Origin of the sequence: Cyclonatronum sp. (assembly GCF_022565315.1) — a bacterium.
Taxonomy (GTDB): Bacteria; Bacteroidota; Rhodothermia; order Balneolales; family Cyclonatronaceae; genus Cyclonatronum.
The window spans coordinates 1-17,113 of the sequence record NZ_JAIUMX010000077.1; the positions used below are offsets into that span (position 1 = coordinate 1).

Annotated in this window: 15 protein-coding genes and 2 pseudogenes; 5 read left to right on the forward strand and 12 right to left on the reverse strand. The window is 52.3% G+C overall.

Going from position 1 to position 17,113, the window contains the following annotated elements; all coding sequences use genetic code 11:
* Nucleotides 1-1,401, forward strand: a pseudogene (locus LAT75_RS11490) (DNA ligase-associated DEXH box helicase); the annotation flags it as partial.
* Nucleotides 1,402-1,463: 62 nt separating this feature from the next.
* Here LAT75_RS11490 and LAT75_RS11495 read toward each other — a convergent pair.
* The 9 genes from LAT75_RS11495 to LAT75_RS11535 all read right to left on the reverse strand — a co-directional run bounded on the left by LAT75_RS11495 (nucleotide 1,464) and on the right by LAT75_RS11535 (nucleotide 9,660).
* On the reverse strand, nucleotides 1,464-2,591 hold the full coding sequence (locus LAT75_RS11495) for a Fic family protein (RefSeq protein WP_291482809.1): 1,128 nt from the start codon (nucleotides 2,589-2,591) through the stop codon (nucleotides 1,464-1,466).
* A gap of 231 nt (nucleotides 2,592-2,822) precedes the next feature.
* A complete protein-coding gene (locus LAT75_RS11500; protein ID WP_363320559.1) occupies nucleotides 2,823-3,722 on the reverse strand; it encodes a histone deacetylase in 900 nt (299 codons plus the stop codon).
* Nucleotides 3,719-4,480 (reverse strand): peptidoglycan editing factor PgeF, encoded by a 762-nt coding sequence (pgeF, locus tag LAT75_RS11505; protein WP_291482811.1) that lies wholly within the window; start codon nucleotides 4,478-4,480, stop codon nucleotides 3,719-3,721. Before pgeF ends, LAT75_RS11500 begins: the two co-directional genes overlap by 4 nt.
* Nucleotides 4,481-4,594: 114 nt before the next feature.
* The gene (locus tag LAT75_RS11510; protein WP_291482812.1) at nucleotides 4,595-5,470 is read right to left on the reverse strand and encodes a shikimate dehydrogenase; all 876 of its coding nucleotides are present in this window, start codon (nucleotides 5,468-5,470) and stop codon (nucleotides 4,595-4,597) included.
* A gap of 336 nt (nucleotides 5,471-5,806) precedes the next feature.
* Nucleotides 5,807-6,529, reverse strand: coding sequence for an ABC transporter ATP-binding protein (locus LAT75_RS11515; RefSeq protein ID WP_291482813.1), 723 nt, complete (start codon nucleotides 6,527-6,529; stop codon nucleotides 5,807-5,809).
* A 288-nt stretch (nucleotides 6,530-6,817) separates the two neighbouring features.
* Entirely contained in the window at nucleotides 6,818-8,221 is a 1,404-nt protein-coding gene (locus LAT75_RS11520) for a TolC family protein (protein WP_291482814.1), read from the reverse strand.
* Between the two features lie 312 nt (nucleotides 8,222-8,533).
* A complete protein-coding gene (locus LAT75_RS11525; RefSeq protein ID WP_291482815.1) occupies nucleotides 8,534-8,962 on the reverse strand; it encodes a hypothetical protein in 429 nt (142 codons plus the stop codon).
* Between the two features lie 31 nt (nucleotides 8,963-8,993).
* A complete protein-coding gene (locus tag LAT75_RS11530; protein ID WP_291482816.1) occupies nucleotides 8,994-9,443 on the reverse strand; it encodes a phage holin family protein in 450 nt (149 codons plus the stop codon).
* Between the two features lie 10 nt (nucleotides 9,444-9,453).
* Nucleotides 9,454-9,660, reverse strand: coding sequence for a hypothetical protein (locus LAT75_RS11535; RefSeq protein WP_291482817.1), 207 nt, complete (start codon nucleotides 9,658-9,660; stop codon nucleotides 9,454-9,456).
* A 134-nt stretch (nucleotides 9,661-9,794) separates the two neighbouring features.
* On the opposite strand from LAT75_RS11535, the gene bshB1 reads away from it, so the two are divergent.
* The gene (gene bshB1 / locus LAT75_RS11540) at nucleotides 9,795-10,538 is read left to right on the forward strand and encodes a bacillithiol biosynthesis deacetylase BshB1 (protein ID WP_291482818.1); all 744 of its coding nucleotides are present in this window, start codon (nucleotides 9,795-9,797) and stop codon (nucleotides 10,536-10,538) included.
* 5 nt (nucleotides 10,539-10,543) lie between these two features.
* Here bshB1 and LAT75_RS11545 read toward each other — a convergent pair whose 3' ends face one another.
* Nucleotides 10,544-11,365, reverse strand: coding sequence for an inositol monophosphatase family protein (locus tag LAT75_RS11545; protein ID WP_291482819.1), 822 nt, complete (start codon nucleotides 11,363-11,365; stop codon nucleotides 10,544-10,546).
* A gap of 120 nt (nucleotides 11,366-11,485) precedes the next feature.
* Here LAT75_RS11545 and LAT75_RS11550 point away from each other — a divergent pair, with 120 nt between their 5' ends.
* Together LAT75_RS11550 and LAT75_RS11555 are read left to right on the forward strand one after the other, a co-directional pair.
* Entirely contained in the window at nucleotides 11,486-12,922 is a 1,437-nt protein-coding gene (locus tag LAT75_RS11550; protein ID WP_291482820.1) for a DUF1538 domain-containing protein, read from the forward strand.
* The gene (locus LAT75_RS11555; RefSeq protein WP_291482821.1) at nucleotides 12,915-13,682 is read left to right on the forward strand and encodes a P-II family nitrogen regulator; all 768 of its coding nucleotides are present in this window, start codon (nucleotides 12,915-12,917) and stop codon (nucleotides 13,680-13,682) included. The genes LAT75_RS11550 and LAT75_RS11555 overlap by 8 nt, the downstream gene beginning before the upstream one ends.
* 77 nt (nucleotides 13,683-13,759) lie before the next feature.
* Here the strand turns inward: LAT75_RS11555 and LAT75_RS11560 are convergent, their stop codons facing one another.
* Together LAT75_RS11560 and LAT75_RS11565 are read right to left on the reverse strand one after the other, a co-directional pair.
* Nucleotides 13,760-16,006 (reverse strand): TonB-dependent receptor, encoded by a 2,247-nt coding sequence (locus tag LAT75_RS11560; RefSeq protein WP_291482822.1) that lies wholly within the window; start codon nucleotides 16,004-16,006, stop codon nucleotides 13,760-13,762.
* An 80-nt stretch (nucleotides 16,007-16,086) separates the two neighbouring features.
* The gene (locus LAT75_RS11565) at nucleotides 16,087-16,548 is read right to left on the reverse strand and encodes a hypothetical protein (RefSeq protein WP_291482823.1); all 462 of its coding nucleotides are present in this window, start codon (nucleotides 16,546-16,548) and stop codon (nucleotides 16,087-16,089) included.
* Between the two features lie 239 nt (nucleotides 16,549-16,787).
* Between LAT75_RS11565 and LAT75_RS11570 the strand changes: the two are divergent.
* Nucleotides 16,788-17,113: pseudogene (locus LAT75_RS11570) on the forward strand (hypothetical protein); the annotation flags it as partial.

The window sequence follows — 17,113 nt, forward strand, 5'->3', positions numbered from 1 at the left end:
GCGGGACGCAGCGGACATCAGCCGGGGGCTACAAGCCGCATCTGGTTTGTGCCCACGCACGCGATGGAAATCATCGAATCGGCCGCCCTGCAGACCGCCATTGCGCAGGGCTACATCGAGGAGCGGCCGCCCTACGAAAATCCGCTCGACCTGCTGGTACAGTTTCTGGCAACACTCGCCGTTGGAGACGGCTTCCTGCCCGAACCGACACTCCGGGTGGTCCGCAGTACCTACGCCTACCGCGGCCTCACCGACGAAGAATGGGAGTGGGCGCTCGGCTTCCTCACCACCGGAGGCAACGCGCTGAAGCGTTACGATGAGTACAACCGGGTGACGATTGACGAAGACGGCCGCTACGAAATGACCGACAAACGCAAGGCGAGGCGGCACCGGCTTTCGATCGGCACCATCCTGGCCGATCAGTCGCTGAAGGTGAAATTCGTGAGCGGCGGATACATCGGCACGGTGGAAGAGTCCTTCATCTCCCGCCTCAAGCCCGGCGACACCTTCCTGTTTGCGGGCCGCTATCTGGAGTTTGTACGGCTGAAGGACCTCACGGTGCAGGTGCGGAAATCGGCCGCGAAGAAGGGCGCGGTAAGCCGCTGGATGGGCGGCCGCATGCAGCTGAGCACGCAGCTCTCCGAAATGATCCGCCTTAAAATTGAGGAGGCCAATGCCGGAAAGCTGGTCTCGGAAGAAATGCAGGCCGTAAAGCCGCTGCTCGACATACAGCAGCAGCGCTCGGCCCTGCCGCGGCACGATCAGCTGCTGATCGAACAGCTGAAATCGCGCGAAGGCTGGCACCTTTTTTTCTACCCGATTGAAGGCCGCATGGTGCACGAAGGGCTTGCCGCGCTGCTGGCGTGGCGCATTTCCCAAATCAAACCCATCTCCTTTTCAATCGCGATGAACGACTACGGCTTCGAGCTGCTGAGTCCGTCGGAGCCGCCCATAGATCAGGCGCTGCGTGAAGGCCTGCTCAGCCCGGCGGGCCTCGATGACGACATCCCCAATAGCATCAACGCCTCGGAAATGGCGCGGCGGCATTTCCGGGAAATCGCCCGGATTTCGGGCCTCATATTTCAGGGATTTCCGGGACAGCACGTGGGCTCCAAACACCTGCAGGCCAACTCCTCGCTGCTGTTCGATGTGTTCAGCGAGCACGACCCGGGCAATTTTCTGGTGAAGCAGAGCTACGATGAAATCATGACCTATCAGCTCGAAACACAGCGCCTCGCGCGGGTACTTGAGCGGATTTCAGCCCGGGAAGTGATCCTCACCCGGCCCGAACGCGCAACGCCCTTCGCCTTCCCCATCATGGTTGACCGCCTCCGCGCCAAGCTCACCTCCGAAAAACTACAGGACCGCATTCAGCGCATGAAGCTGCAGCTCGAGAAGTGAAGGGGGGGGGTTGAAGGGGCGGATGGATGGGGATTTGCCGCTCTTTTTCGATTACAATGTATTTATCGAAATGCGTCAAGATAGGGTTCAAAAACAAAAATGCGGTTGCGGCTTTGGCCGGTCACTTCTGCGAGGTATCCTTTTTTAAGCAGCATCGCGATAAGGTCGTTTGCTGACTTATAGCTAAGCGAACAGGTTTTTGCTGCCTTTTCAGTGGTAGTGTACGGGTCTTCAAAAAGCGACTGCATCAGCTGAAATGCTGTATGTGCACGCCGGCCAAAATTTTGCTGAATGTCGGACTCCATCTTTAGTTTAAGATCAAGAACTGAAGTAAGTGTTCTGATTGCGTTCGCCGAGGTTTGTTCAATACCGACCAAAAAGTACCTGATCCACTGCAGCATATCATGCTTTGTTCTCACATTATTCAGGTTATCGTAATAAAGCGTTCTGTTTTGCTCAAAAAAAACAGACAGATACAGAAGCGGTTTTTCCAAAAGTCCCTCACTTACCAGATAAAGCGGAATCAGCAAACGTCCTATTCGTCCGTTCCCGTCGAGAAAAGGATGAATAGTTTCGAACTGATAATGGGCAATACCAATCCGGATAAGCTCCGGAACATCAATTGAATCGTTGTGCAGAAAGTTCTCAAGATCACCCATTAACTCATGAACATATTTGTGATGGGGCGGGATAAATATCGCGTCGTCAATGGAAACGCCACCAATCCAGTTCTGACTGCTTCTGAACTCCCCGGGCATTTTGTGCTCCCCTCTTGCATTAGCAAGCAGAAGCTTGTGTGCCTTGCATAACAAACGGGATGAAATCGGAAGACTGTTCAAATCAGCAAGCGCCTGATTCATGGCATTTGTGTAGTTTCTTACTTCATGCCAGTCATTTCTTTTTTCAGGGTTGATTTCCTCTTCGGGCAGGAGCGCTTCATCCATATTCGTTTGCGTGCCCTCAATCCGGCTCGAAATAACAGCTTCTTTAGTAACATGAAGCTGAATGAACAAATTGATATTCGGCACAAATCGTGCAAAAGCCTTCAGCTCCCCAAGCCGCACAGCTGCTCGCTCCAGCAATTTATTAACTGAGGGATCCCGCCATTGCCACTGCCGGTTTATTTTCTGCGGAACAAAGTACTTATATCCGGCTCCCGGCTCTGTGTGGCCGGAACGGAATTGCTCCATCAAAAGTGGTTGATTGATACTCATTGGGAATCTGATTGAAGAAAAGGAGAGCTTAGTACGCCCGGGCAATCCGGCTAAACTAAAATAACAGAATTCTTATTTTAGTTTAACCCCCCAAAACTAAAATAACAGGATTCTTATTTTAGTTTCGACCCCACAAAGTAAAATAACGGGACTCATATTTTAGGTTGAGAGCATAAAGTTGCACCATACCTCTCCTTCCTCTAAATACTACCCGTAGAGCTCTGCTGCAATTTCGAACATTTGTGCGTGGGCGATGGCGGTATCGCGCGGCGTTGGGGCGTAGCCGCCGGCCAGCAGCAGTACGAGCGGGATGTTCTTGCGCTTCACGTAATCAATCACGGCATGCTCACGGCGGCGGAGGCCATCCATCGTGAGGGCGAGGCGGCCGAAGTGATCCTGTTCCAGCGGATCGATACCGCCGAGGTAAAACACCAGATCCGGCTGAAAGCGGCTGAAAATATCATCGAGGGCATCGCCCAGTGTTTTGAGGTAGGGCGCATCGGTAGTGCCGTCGGGCAGACCGATATCGAGGGAGGAAGGCGGTTTCTGGAAGGGGTAGTTTTTCTCCCCGTGCATGGAAAAGGTGAACACATCGGGCTCATCCGCAAAAATGGCGGCATTGCCGTTGCCCTGATGCACATCCAGATCAATAATCAGCGCCCGCCTGATCCACATGCCGCGCCGCAGCGTGTTGATGGCGACTGCCACATCATTAAACACACAAAAACCCTCCCCGTGGTCGGGCATGGCATGGTGAGTGCCGCCCGCGAGGTTACCCGCAATGCCGTCCTGAAGGGCCATCATCGAGGCGTTGATGGTGCCCTGAACGGCCAGACAGGAGCGGGTTGCCAGCCCGGGCGACCACGGCAGGCCGAGCCGGCGCTCTTCTTTCCGGGTCAGGTTTCCGTTCAGGATGCCGTCCAGATAGCGGGGCGTGTGCACCATGCTGAGGTCGGCATAATCCACGAGCCGGGGCGTGATCACATCCACATCGCGCACCACTTCGCGGTCGAGCAGGTAGCGGTGCAGGATCTCAAACTTGCTCATAGGGAAAATGTGTCCGGCTGTGATGGGCGCCACATAGCCGGGTGCGTAGCTCACCCTCATTCGGCTGCGAGATGAATGAGGCCCATCATGCGACCGCTTTGGCGGCCTTCGCGGCGGTAGGAGTAAAAGTGCCGCCCGTCGGTCATGGTGCAGCCGGGTTCGATACAAATCGCATCCCCCTTCAGTCCGGCATCTTCAAGCTGCTGCTTCACAAATGCTTTCAGGTCCGCATGCGGCCGCACCCGGCTGCGATCAATGAAGGCTTCCGGAAACTGAGCCGCTACCTCCTCCCCGACTTCAAAACGCGCCTGTGAAATGCAGGGGCTCACAAATGCCTGTATGTTTTCAGGTGCTGCGCCAACTGAGTGCATCACCCGGATCGTTTCCGGTACGATACCCCCGACCGCGCCTTTCCAGCCGGCATGTGCGGTCGCGATTACGCCCGCTACGGGGTCGGCGAGCAGCACGGCCGCGCAGTCTGCCACAAAAACGCCCAGCGCAAACCCGGGCACGTTGGTGACCAGCGCATCGGTGTCGGGGTAAACGCCGGGCTCCGTCACCAGCTGCACCCGTGACCCATGCACCTGTATGCCCCAGGAAGTCAGCTTTGGCGCAGCGCCCGTCTCCCTGATAAACAGCTCCCGGTTGCGGCTTGTAAGCGCGTCCGGTTCCGGCGTGTTGTACCCCACATTCAGCCCGGGAATTCCGCTATCCGGGTTGAAATCCGGATTTTTCAGACTGAATGCCGCCCTGATGCGCGGACCGGGCTGCCAGTTTATGGATTGGAAAGTTGTTGGGGATTCGGGAGAAGTCTTCATAGCAAAATTGCGGTATCGGCAGAATTTGGTTTCAGGTGCAGAACGCCATCGGTCCAGAAAAACATTCAGCGGGGATGCGCCGCTGTGCGTGTGTTTGTTTTTCGGGTGATGGCTTCACGAGCCTAATCCGGGCGTTTGGGCAGAGAGCGATTTCCGGATGGCTTCGGCGGCTTCCTGCTTCGGAAACCCGCGGCCGGTCCAGATTCGGAATGCGGCGGCCGCCTGCTCCACAAACATGGTGAGGCCGCCGAGCACCGCATGGGCACCGGCATTTCGGGCCTGCTTCATAAAATGCGTTTCGAGCGGATTGTAAATGGCATCCATGCAAACCCTGCCTTTCAGCTCATCAGCGAGATTAAAGGGCACCGGCGACCTGCCCGGATTTGGGAACATGCCCAGCGGCGTTGTGTTGATCACCGCTGAGGCCTCACGGAGAGCCGCCCCAAGCTGCTCATAGCCGATCAGGCGCACTTCCACGCCATTGAGCCGCGACGGCCATGCGGCACTGATCTCCCGCGGTTTTCTTGACACCACAAAAGCCTGCGGAACCTTCAGCTCCAGCAGGGAGGCAACTGCGGCACGGGCCGCTCCGCCGCTGCCAAGAACAACGGCCGGGCTGCCCGTGAGCCAGAGCGCGTGCGGGCGCAGGGTTTCTACGAACCCCGCGACATCCGTATTATAGCCGGCAAGGCCGTTCCTTGCGGGGTGTACTGTATTTACAGCCCCGACCTCAAGCGCAAGCGTATCAACCACATCGAGCGCCTCCATAATCCTGCTTTTGTGCGGAATTGTGACATTCAGCCCGCGAAAGGTTTTCAGGCTGAGCAGTTTGCCTACAAAAGCATAGGCACTGCCGGGTGTATCAAGCGCCACATAGCTGCCGCGCATAGCGTGGTGTTTTAAAGCGAGGTTGTGAATCAGCGGCGACTTGCTCTGTGCCACAGGGTGACCTATCACCCCATAAAACGGTTCTTGCAGCGGCTTCTTCAAAAAATCATGGATTGCAATCATCTGAAACGGAATCAAATCTGGAATGCTGTGGGCTAAATACAGGCGGTTCGCAAAAAGGTTTTCGGACCGTATTTCATTCAGAATAGCAAAGATTGCGAACAAATGCTGTGAACAGCTTTAAAATTACAGTGCATAAAAAAAAGCTTTGCCGCCTTCCGACGACAAAGCTTTAGGGTAAGCCCAAATGCCGGTGTTAGGGTACCGGCAACTTGGGTTTGCAAGCCTCCTGATAAAAGTTCACTAACTCACTTAGTTAACTGTCATCTATGGATTTTTCTCTCTGATGGGGTTTTTTACCGTCTGTGATAAGTTCTGTCAGGCGGAAAGCGACTGTGTTGCGAGGGTCGGGTTTTCGACCGCTTTGTCGCTTTCGAGCAGGCCGTCGCGCAGGCGAACAATCCGCCGGGCATGGGCCGCAATTTCTTCTTCGTGTGTTACTACAATAATGGTGTTGCCTGAAAGGTAGAGCTTCTCAAAGAGCTTCATAATTTCAACACCGGTCTTGCTGTCGAGGTTACCGGTTGGCTCATCCGCGAGAATAATGGAAGGATTATTGATAAGGGCACGTGCTACAGCAACCCGTTGCCGCTGCCCCCCGGAAAGTTCGTTGGGCTTATGATAAATCCGATCACCCAGGTTCACGCTTTCCAGCATTTCGATGGCCCGTTTTCGGCGCTCGTCTGCGGGCATTCCGGCATAAATGAGCGGAAGTTCGACATTGGAAAGGCAGGTTGAGCGGGGCAGCAAATTGAAGGTCTGAAACACAAAGCCGATTTCTTTATTCCGTACACCGGCCAGCTCGTCATCGCTCAGTTCGCTAACATCATTGCCATTAAGATGATAACTGCCGGTAGTAGGAGTATCCAGGCAGCCGATCATGTTCATGAGGGTTGATTTCCCTGAGCCGGATGGCCCCATAATGGCAACATACTCATTCTTATTTATAGAAAGAGAAACGCCGCGGAGGGCATCAACCCGCTGCTGACCCATTATGTAGGTCTTGGTCATTTCCTGAATATCAATCAGAGCGTTGTTCATATGAGTACATTCATAAAGTTGTTATGCAAAAAAGCCCCGACAGGGCTATGATGTGTTTCATAAAGGGCTGTTACGCCACTTTTAAATGCTTGTTTCAGTAAATTCTTAAGTTTTTTTAATTCTCACAGCCTAAGCCCATACATCCCCAATAAATTCAACAATTTATAATTGTTATTTTTTTGGGATTTATTTTTCCGGGCATAAAAAAAGCCCTCAGCTTTATCAGCTGAGAGCTTTAAGCCGGTTTTCCCGGCGACTAAAGAAACATTTTTTTGGAACCTAAACGGCTTAAAATGCAACATCTTCGTTTATACGACCCAGGAAGTAGTCCAGCAGTTTTTCCTGAAACACAAACTGATAAATGGTCTGCACCCTGCGGGAAGAAGCCTGGAAAAAAGCGTTGTTAGCCTGAGTAAGCTCAATCAATGTTGTGGAGCCAACATTGTAACGCTCCTGCTGGGTTTCAAACGCTTTTTCAGCAGCGCGTAAAGCGACTTCGGTTGTTACGAGCTCCTGTGCAAGAGATCGGTAATCTTCATAAGCCTGGCGAACTTCCTGAAAAACAAGAGACTGCCTGTCGATCAAAGCAAGCCGGCTGTTTTTAAGGTCAATCTGCCGGTTTACTACATTGGTACGGGTCTGGAAGCGGTCAAAGATCGGAATGCTCAGGTTGAAGCCAAGCCCGCGGTTAATGCGCTGATCAAAAAACTGATCGCCGAAGCCAACGGTTTCTGAAACAATATTTCCGGATCCATCCACACTGCGCAAACGGTACTGATCGCCGTAAGAGGAGGAAATACTCGCACTAAAGCTGAGTGTGGGCATATAGCCGCTTCTTGCACCGCGCAAGGCGAACTCTGCTGACTCAATCTGCAGTTGTGCCGCGCGCAGATCTTTTCGGTTACTAAGAGCGGCTTCAATAAGTTCTGAAAGCTGAAATTCCTGAGGAATGATACCTTCCATATTTATTTGTGGCACCACAAATTCGTAATCCTGCAGTGCGTCGAGCTGAAGCAGCCTTATCAGCTGAACTTTGGAGGTGTTAACCTGACTCTGCCGCTGAATGACGATGAGTTCATTATTGGCAACTTCTGCCTCCTGATTAAACTGATCTACTATAGGGCGCATCCCAACTTCGACCTGTGCCTGAACCTGCTCAAGCTGCTTTCGTGCGGTTTCGAGGTTATCTTTGGCAATATCAAGCAGTTCAATGTTGAGGATTACCTGCAGGAAATTGGAAGCTGTGCTGAAAATCACGTCTTCACGCTGCCGCTCAAAAGTTGTAAGAGCAGCTTCCCTGTCTGTTCGTGCCTGTCTGAGATTGCTGATGTTTTGCCAGCCTGTAAACAGGGGTACACTTGTACCGAGATTACCGCTAATTGAATTCTGTGTAAACTCATCGAACGAGATCGTTGCCTGATTAAACTGCCGGCCTGTTGTGCGGTTGGCGCCCATAGTTGCATTCAGATTTGGCAAAAACTGACCGTAAGCGCCCTGTACGGCTGCGTCGCTGCGCTCCAGGTTATTTGTTGCCTGCTGCATTTCAATACTCTGCTCGAGAGCTATCCCGACCGCTTCATTGAGGGTAATTTGCCTTACCTGAGCTTCAAGACGTTCCGCGCTGCAGGTAATCAGCATCAGCACGACTGCTGCTGAGAAAATGGTACGAAAATTCCGGTATGAAAATGCCATTCAATCAATTATTTAGGTTAAGATTCCACAAAAAAGCCGGCGTGAACCGGCATTGCAAGTCATGTTAGACGAATCAGGTCGGGCTAAGTTTCGGATTCAGGCGCAAAATGCAACTGATGATTTTACGACTCAGCATCTGCTCCGGTACACCCTCACAAGCATAAAGTAAGGCATTTAATTTCAGCTGTACCCTTTCGGTAACTATTTTTTACGTGTAAGAAGAAGAAACACGATTACCGGTTCACCCGTCCTTTTTTTAACAAGCTGCCACAGCTAAACAATGGGATGCAATTTCTTAGAACGAGGCTGCCGTCAGGGTTCCCGCTTTTTCTTAGGGGCGAAATTCCGGTCGATAGTTTCTTCAATTTTATCTACGAGGAAGTTGGTCGCCTTTCGCATCAGCAAACGCTTGATTTCACCGGTAATCAGATCAGCTGTTCCGGGTGCATGCATCACGGTTTGTGTTCTTTCCGGGGAAGCCTCCTTATTGTAACGGCGGGCAGTTCGCTGCCGTCGGGGAGCAATCAAAAAGCCGGCAACAACTGCGGCGGCCAATACATATCCGGGATACCTGCGCACCCACCAGGCCGGCGAAACCGAATTGCGCGTACGTTCCACCTGCCCTTCCACATCATCCTTAACCCGGGAGAAAGCTGTACCAAGGCGTTCTTCAAGGGCCTTCAGCTCGGCCTCAAGCTCTTTTTTTTTATCCTGTGTTGCCTTTGCGTTTTTTTCTGCCATGATGATTGGTTCAGGAAAGAGGCTTCCCGTATTATAGTTGAGGTTTTTGTTCGTGCTGTCGGCTGCTGCTTTCTGACCGCTCTTGCTGCCCTGCTTCCTGTTTATCCCCAGGCATTTCTGAGGTCGCTCCGGCGAGTGCATCATCCAAAAAGCTGCTGATCTGCCGCTCAAGCTTCTTCTTTAATGCATTTCGCTTTGTTGCATAAATATAACTGCCAACAATAATCAGCAATAGCGATAGCATAAGAAAACCAAGCGTAGTGCTTCCAAAAAGTTCACCCAAACCAAGGCCGGCCGTAACAAGCAGGAAGAACAAACCCACAACTAATAATATGATTCCCAAAAGGTTGCTGATTGCCGCAGCTGCAACAACAGCACCCTTTTCCTGAAATTCAAGTGATTTTAGCTCAATTTTTTTTTCAATATAAGCTTGCAGGTCTGCAACAATAAGCCGAAGCTGCTCTTTTGATGTATTGAGCATGCCGCTCACCTTATTTTTTTAGTAACAGGCCAAGCAATAAGCCGGCGCCAAAAGCTATACCGAGCGCTGCAAGGGGTTTTTGATGAACGGTTTCATTTACCGCCTGCTTTGCAGCTTCTGCCTGCCTGGAAAATTCACCCTCAGGAACGATGTGATGAACCAGATTCTTAAGCTCTTCTAATCCGCTTATATTAGGACTGTCTTTCGATTGTGTCATAGCTTGTCATATTTTAATAGTGATATTTGTTTTCATCATTATACAAAAAAACGGGCTCAGCCGAAAGTGTGCAAGCTTTGCCCTGCCTATGATTCTCTGCCGAATTCGTTCGTCTTCAACCAAATTTTCAATAAATGAAACTCGATGTACTCGCCATTGCGGCCCACCCCGATGATGTTGAACTCTGTTGCGCCGGCACCCTTGCTGCCCTGGTGAAGCAGGGCCTGAAATGCGGCATTCTGGATCTTACCCAGGGTGAAATGGGCACACGGGGTACGCCGCAGCAGCGGCTTGCCGAAGCACAGGATGCCGCCCGGATCATGGGGCTGAGCACGAGGCAAAACCTGGGCCTGCCCGATAACGGGCTGTTCAACACCCGCGCCAATCAGGATGCCATCATTTCGGCTGTGAGGGCTTTACAGCCGGAGATCTGCTTCATCAATTCGGAAACCGACCGGCACCCCGATCACGGGCATGCGCACAAGCTCACCAGCGATGCGCTGTTTTACGGCGGCCTGCAGAAACGGGAAACCCAGGATGCTGACGGCAACCCGCAATCCCCCTGGCGGCCGAAGCACGTTTTTATGTTCATGCAGGATACGCCCTTTGTGCCCGATCTCGTTTTCGACATCAGTCACACGCAGGCAGTTAAGGAAGCCGCCATCCTCGCGTTCAAAACGCAGTTTAATGTTCCCGAAACCGACGAAGGGCCGCAGACCTATATTTCAGGCGAGGGCTTTTTTGAGATGATCCGGAGCCGGGCCCGCATTTTCGGGCATCAGATCGGCGTTGAGTACGGCGAGCCGTTTAAATACCTGGGCGGCCCCATGCCTTTCGGCAATTTCGACTACCTGCTTTCCCAAAAAAGAATCCGCTGACCGGCTTAAAGCTGTGCCCGGCGCTTTTCTTCGGGGATGTACTCCCGGATGCGCTCCAGCAGATAGGCTGAAACCGGGCTGTTTCCGCAGATGATGCGCTTGCCGAACAGCCAGCCCTCACCGCCGTCCCAGTCGCAGACGGTGCCGCCGGCTTCCTGAATGAGCAGCACGCCGGCGGCCACATCCCAGGGAGAAAGCGCGTATTCGTAGAAGCCGTCGAGGCGGCCGGCCGCCACACAGGCCAGGTCGTAGGCCGCGCTGCCGGGCCGGCGGATGCCGTGCGTTTCCTCCATGAAGCACTTCATCAGGCGCAGATAATCGTCAATCAGGCCGAGGTCGCGATAGGGGAAGCCCGTACCGAGCAGGGCATCACCTGCACGGCTGATTTCCGAAACCCGAATCGGTTTGCCGTTCAGAAAGGCCCCGCCACCGGCTTCGGCTGTGAACATTTCACCCGAGTTCACTTCATAAATTACCGCAGCTTTGGGCTGCCGGTTTTCCCAAAGCGCAACCGACACGCAGAATACCGGAAAGGCGTGCGCAAAGTTGGTTGTGCCGTCGATGGGGTCAATAATCCAGGTCCGGGCATCGGTGAGGCGGGCATCAGCCGATGACTCTTCCGCAAGAAAGGCGTCGTTGGGGCAGTACTCGCGTATGGTTTCGATAATGCGCTGCTCGGTCTGCACATCGGCCTGCGTTACGAGGTCGTGCCGGCCCTTGTGATCGATGGTGAGCGTATGGCGGTTTTCGGCAAAATGGCGGATTATCTGCGCACCTTTCAGAGCAGCTTCGTGAGCGACCTGCAAGTCGCTGTAGGTTTTTGGCATGGATTCTCCCTTGGGTTGGGTTTGTTACAGGGTTGGTTAAGCTGTATCTTTGGCATCTAAAATAAGCGGTTAAACACAGCATTCAGTTTAGTTTTACAACTCTTTGTCATCTGATTTTTCATGGACATAATTAAAGATACGGTCAGGGAAGTGGTGCTGGCCGTTTTCCCGATTGCCGCTGTTATTTTGGTGCTTCAGTTCACCCTCATCCACCTGCCGACCGAAACCTTCCTGCTGTTTCTTGCGGGCCTTGGCATGGTAACCTTCGGTCTCATACTCTTTCTGCTTGGCGTGCACAGCGGGCTTTTGCCGGTTGGTGAAATGATCGGCTCATCCCTGCCTAAAACCGGAAAAGTGTGGATTGTGCTGCTCTTCAGCTTCATTTTGGGGTTCGCCATCACCGTAGCCGAGCCGGATGTATGGGTACTTGCCGGCTATGTGGATACGGCCTCGGGGGGCATCATACCGCGGGCAAGCCTCATTTTAACCGTCGCCCTGGGTCTTGCGATTTTTGTGACCCTTTCGATGGTGCGGATCCTCACCGGCTGGTCGATCAACTACTTTCTGATTGCGGGCTACACCCTCATCTTCGCCATCATCTTTCACCCCGCTTCTGACAGTTACTTCGTGCCGATTTCGTTTGATGCCGGCGGGGTTACAACCGGCCCTATGGCAGTGCCCTTTATCATTGCTTTCGGGGTGGGTATTGCCTCGGTACTTAAGAGCAAAACAAGCTCTCAGGATGGTTTCGGACTTGTTGCACTGGCTTCTATCGGACCTGTTCTTGCCGTACTCATTTTAGGGATTATCTATGAAATTCCATCCGATACCGTGCTTGAAAAAAGCGAGGGTGGCTACACCTTTCTCGGTACGCTTGGTGAAGTAGCTTTGGCCCTTACCCCGCTTATTCTGTTTTTTATTTTCTTCCAGTTCTACATGCTCAAGCTTGAGCCCCGCAAGCTGCTTTCCCTTTTCTTCGGTATCCTGCTCACCTGGCTGGGCATGACCTTTTTCCTGCACGGGGTACACGTCGGGTTTCAGCCGGCAGGCACTGAAATGGGCAATATCCTTGGCGGACTCCCTAACAAGTGGATCGTGATCCCCATCGGAATTTTGCTCGGGTTCGTTGCCACTTTTGCGGAGCCCGCCGTGCGCGTACTCATTCAGGAAGTTGAAAAAGTTTCGAGCGGTTCTATCCCTCAAAAAGTGATGCTACTCACCATTTCAATTGGCGTGGCCCTGTCTATCGGGGTGGCCATGGCGCGCATCATTTACGGCATTGAGCTGCTGTACCTGGTGCTTCCGGGCTACATCATCGCCCTCATTCTGATCTTTTTCACAAGCCGGGAGTTTACTTCCATCGCCTTTGATGCGGGCGGCGTCGCAACCGGGCCTATGACCGTGACCTTCGTGGTGGCCATTGCGCTCGGCTTTTCAGATACGCTGGAAGGCAGCAATCCGCTTATCGAAGGCTTCGGTATGATTTCCCTCGTAGCCCTTACCCCTATCCTTTCTGTGTTAATTCTTGGAATCCTTTACGGTGCTAAAGATGACTGATTTTCTCATCCCCAATCAAAAATTGCTGATCACAATCGTGGATAAAGGCCTCGGTTCGCTGGTTGTCGAAAAATCAAAGGCAGCCGGCTGTAAGGGCGGCACCATACTGCCCGGCACCGGCACCCGAAAAGAAGCCGGCGGATTTTCTTTGTTCGGGATGGCTGCCGAGCCCGAAAAAGACGTCATCTTCAGCGTAATTGATGCAGATATCTCTGAAGCCGTTCTTCAAAGCATAACGGAAGGCACAAAAATCGATAAACCGGGCAGAGGCATCGCCTTTATCCTGAATATCGAGAACATCGCCGGACTGTCTCATGTACTTTCACAGATACCCAAAAATCCTGCTGATCCGCATCAGGATATTCTTGACGGCAACGCCTCAGAATCTGTAACCATCAAAAAAGCTCAACCTTCCCCGAAAAAATCATCTGATATGAAAGCATCTGAAAATTTCCAGCTTATTGTTTCTATTGTGGATAAAGGAAGCTGCGACAAAGTTGTTGAAGCCTCCCGAAAAGCAGGGGCCGAAGGGGGAACCATCATTTATGGCCGCGGTACCGGCATCCGTGAAAAAACCAAGCTGTTTTCCATGCTTATCGAGCCGGAAAAAGAAGTGATTCTCACCCTCATCCCAAAAGAAAAAACCAAGCAGGTACTGCATGAAATTGTGGAGGCAACCGAGCTCAATCAGCCGGGGAAAGGGATCGCCTTTGTGCTCGATGTGGAGTCAACGGCGGGCATCTGTCATCAGATCAGCTGAGTATTCCGAAATTTGCAGAAAAGTAACGAGGGTTCAGGGTGATGCGTCCTGAGCCCTCACTCCGTTTTGGGAGCAGGCTAAAAATACATGCGGTAGAGCAGGCTAATGTTCCGCCCCGGCTCAGGGAAGATTTCCTTCACAACGGAGGTGTGATTGAAGAATTCCTGATTTAGCAGGTTTTGGCCGTTCAACGAAAAAGAATGAAGGTTTTCACCAAACTGACGCATCCAGCTCAGGTTTATATCGAAGGCATACCAGCCATCTGTTTTAGTTTCAAACGGACCCGGCCTGTTTTGCGAGGCCGCAAAACGCAACTGCGGCCTCACGCTAAAACTCCCGCTCCGTAGTTCTGTGAACACGCTGCCACTCAATGGGGGGATCAGCGGCAGGTTGCGGGTTTGCTGATCTTCATGGTCGGGGCCAAGGCGTTCGGCAATCGTATAACTCAGATTCCCGCCCACGCCCAGCAGCCTGCTAATACGCAGGTTCAGGCTGGCTTCGAAGCCGTAAAAAAGAGCTTCGGTCTGCTCAAATCGCCAGTCGAACAAATCCGGAAAGCGGATATTTTCCCGGCCGGTATTTTGAGGATAAATATAGCTCCAAAAATAATTGCGATAGGCAGCCAGTTCAAGATCTAAACTGCGGCCGCGGTTTCTGAGAAAAATTTCCGAGGAAAAACCACGCTCCGTATCCAGGTCTGGGTTGCCGATTTCGAAGGTGAAGGCCGCCAGATGCGGGCCTTCGGAGTACAATTCTTCGAGTGAAGGGCTGCGGTAGGAATAAAGCAGGGTGCTGCCCACGTAAAAGTTACCGGCCAGATTATAAACGCCGGTAACCGACGAAGCCAGGCCCGCATGGGTGCGCGGCCGTATATCGCCGATAACCTGCGAAAAACGGCTCTCCTGAGGGAAAGCATGAGAGAACTCAATGCGGTTACCCAACTCGGCATGCCATGGGCCTGCATTAAACTCCTGAATCGCAAATATGGCAGTACCTATGCGGCGGGAATCAGGTGTTCGGGAGCCGGCAACCTGATAGTCCGTAAAATCCGCTGATGCCCCGATAATACCGCTGTCAAAAATCCAGAACCCCCGCTGCCGTGCCCTCGCAAAAACGGAGGCCGTATTTTGGGCAAACTCAGTACCGACAGATCCGTTCGACTCAATTTCGCGGTGAAAATAGGGCGTGAGGGCGAAACCTGTTTCAAGCAGATAAAAATGCGGATGATTAAGGAGGCGCTCGCCCCGGCCTGCAAGCTGGAAACGGATCATCTCAATATCTACGCCGTTCGGGTGCCCGCCCTGCGGATCAGGCGGGATGCCGTAGCCGGAAAGGTAGAGCGAGGCAGAAAGCCCGGCGTACCCCCACGGCCTTACCATGCTGTAGCCCAGGGAATTGCTCGTAGTACGGATGTACGTATTTGTGATGCTGCCCGTGGGCGTTGAAAAATCCTGCCCGACCCGTGCATTCAGATCGAGGGTGAGTACCGAGCTTTCAAAAGGCCGGTGGTACTGAAATGACCCGCCAAGCTGATCATTAACACTTTGTCCGTGCAGGCTTATTGTACCCCCTGAAGAAGTCGGCACCGATGTAAGAATGGTGTTGTTCACCACATTCACGATTCCGCCGACTGCGTTACCTCCGAAAACCAGCGCCGCAGGGCCGCGGGCAATCTGAATTTCCCGGGCCGAAAGGGGCTCGATGGTAACCGCATGATCAACTGCCGTTGTGGAGACATCGCCGGTTGCGATACCATCCTGCATGATAAGAACGCGTTCGCCCCCAAGCCCGCGAATGATCGGCCGCCCCGGCGCGGGTCCCAGACTTCTTTCTGAAAAGCCGGCCATATTTTGAAGGGTTTGGCTGAGGGTCATCCCCATTTCCCTTCTCAGGTCGTTACCCTTAATTTTAACGCTTGCATGCTCAATCAGGCTGCTTCCCAAACCGTTGCTTCCGGAAACGATTACATCCTCGCCGCGCAGCGTTGTGCGCTCAAGCTGCAACAACTGAACGTCACCGGCGGTGCCAGCCCCAACCTGAATCCTCGTGCGGGTCATACGGTAACCGAGGCGATGCAGAAAAAGCGTGTAATTGCCCTCGGGTACATTCTGGAAACGGAACATCCCTTCCCTGTCGGTAGTAGCTGAGCGGTTCAGCTCATCGAGGTGAACATAAACGTAGCTTACCGGCTCACCGGTTTGGACATCCGTTACCTGAGCCCTGAAATCAAAGCCGGATACCGGCGCCGTTACGGAAGCCTCTGCCGGCATTACCGAAGCAGAAACACCAAAAAACAGCACTAAATTTAAAACAAGAGCATGCATTTAGTTAGTTGTGGGCTGAATCAAATAAAAAAGCTCTGCCGGTCACAAAAACCGACAGAGCCATGAATATGTGCCTTAATTTAATCTACTTCTGCTTCCTGAATTACAAACCGAAACGGCCGGGAAGTAAAGTCGGAATGATCTACATGGAAGATCTCAAACTGTATGTTCGTTTCACCGGGCTGGAGCGGATTCAGCTCAACGCCCCAACCGCCCTGTGCTTCTCCCATTACCCCTACAATCTCAGGATTAGCAATGGTCACTTCGAGAAAGTAATCGTCGCCTTCCGGTGTGAACAGCTCGTTGTTATCGTTCAGAAACTGCACCATAATCATGCCTGAGGGCGTACCGCGTTCAAGCTGAATGGCGTTACCTTGTGTGTAGGTCACTACGGTACCGTCCTGACGGGCAATTTCCTCCCCATTGAGGGTTAGAACAACGCCATTGGCGTCAACATGGCTGTGACCGGTTGAACAGGCCATCATATAAACGGAACCTGCAAAAATGAGCAGAATTGTGATGAATTGTTTTGATACCTTCATATGCTTGTGTGTTTTGGGATTTGAATTCATCTAAATATAACAAAGTTGCATTTAGAAAATCTCCCGGATAAAGGCACTGAAGCCCGATTAACCAGCTTTTACAGTTATGTCTCTAAACAATATTCTTAGAAAAATACACCCTGTTCCGCAGGCTTCAAGGGATGCAATCAGCGCAAAAATTTAAAGAACAGCTCAATTCGTTTCGTCAGCACCCGGTTTGGCAGAAGTTACGCCCCTATATGAAGAAGGGGTTCATCGCTGCAGTGGCGCTGCTGATTATCTGGCAGCTTTGGCAGATCGGCTGGGTTGAGGTGCTGAAATCGCTGCCATCACAGCCGCTTTTTTACATTTTGTTTGTGATAATGTACCTCTCTCTGCCTGTAGCGGAGTTGCTGATTTACCGGGGTTTATGGCAGCTTCCTGCAAAATCGCTGCTTAAGGCTTCCATCACAAAACGCGTTTACAATGAAGAGGTAGTGGGGTATTCTGGCGAAGTGTATTTGGGTGTTTGGGCAAAAAAACAAACCGGCAAAACTCAGGCTGAAGTTGCCCGTAATGTGCGCGA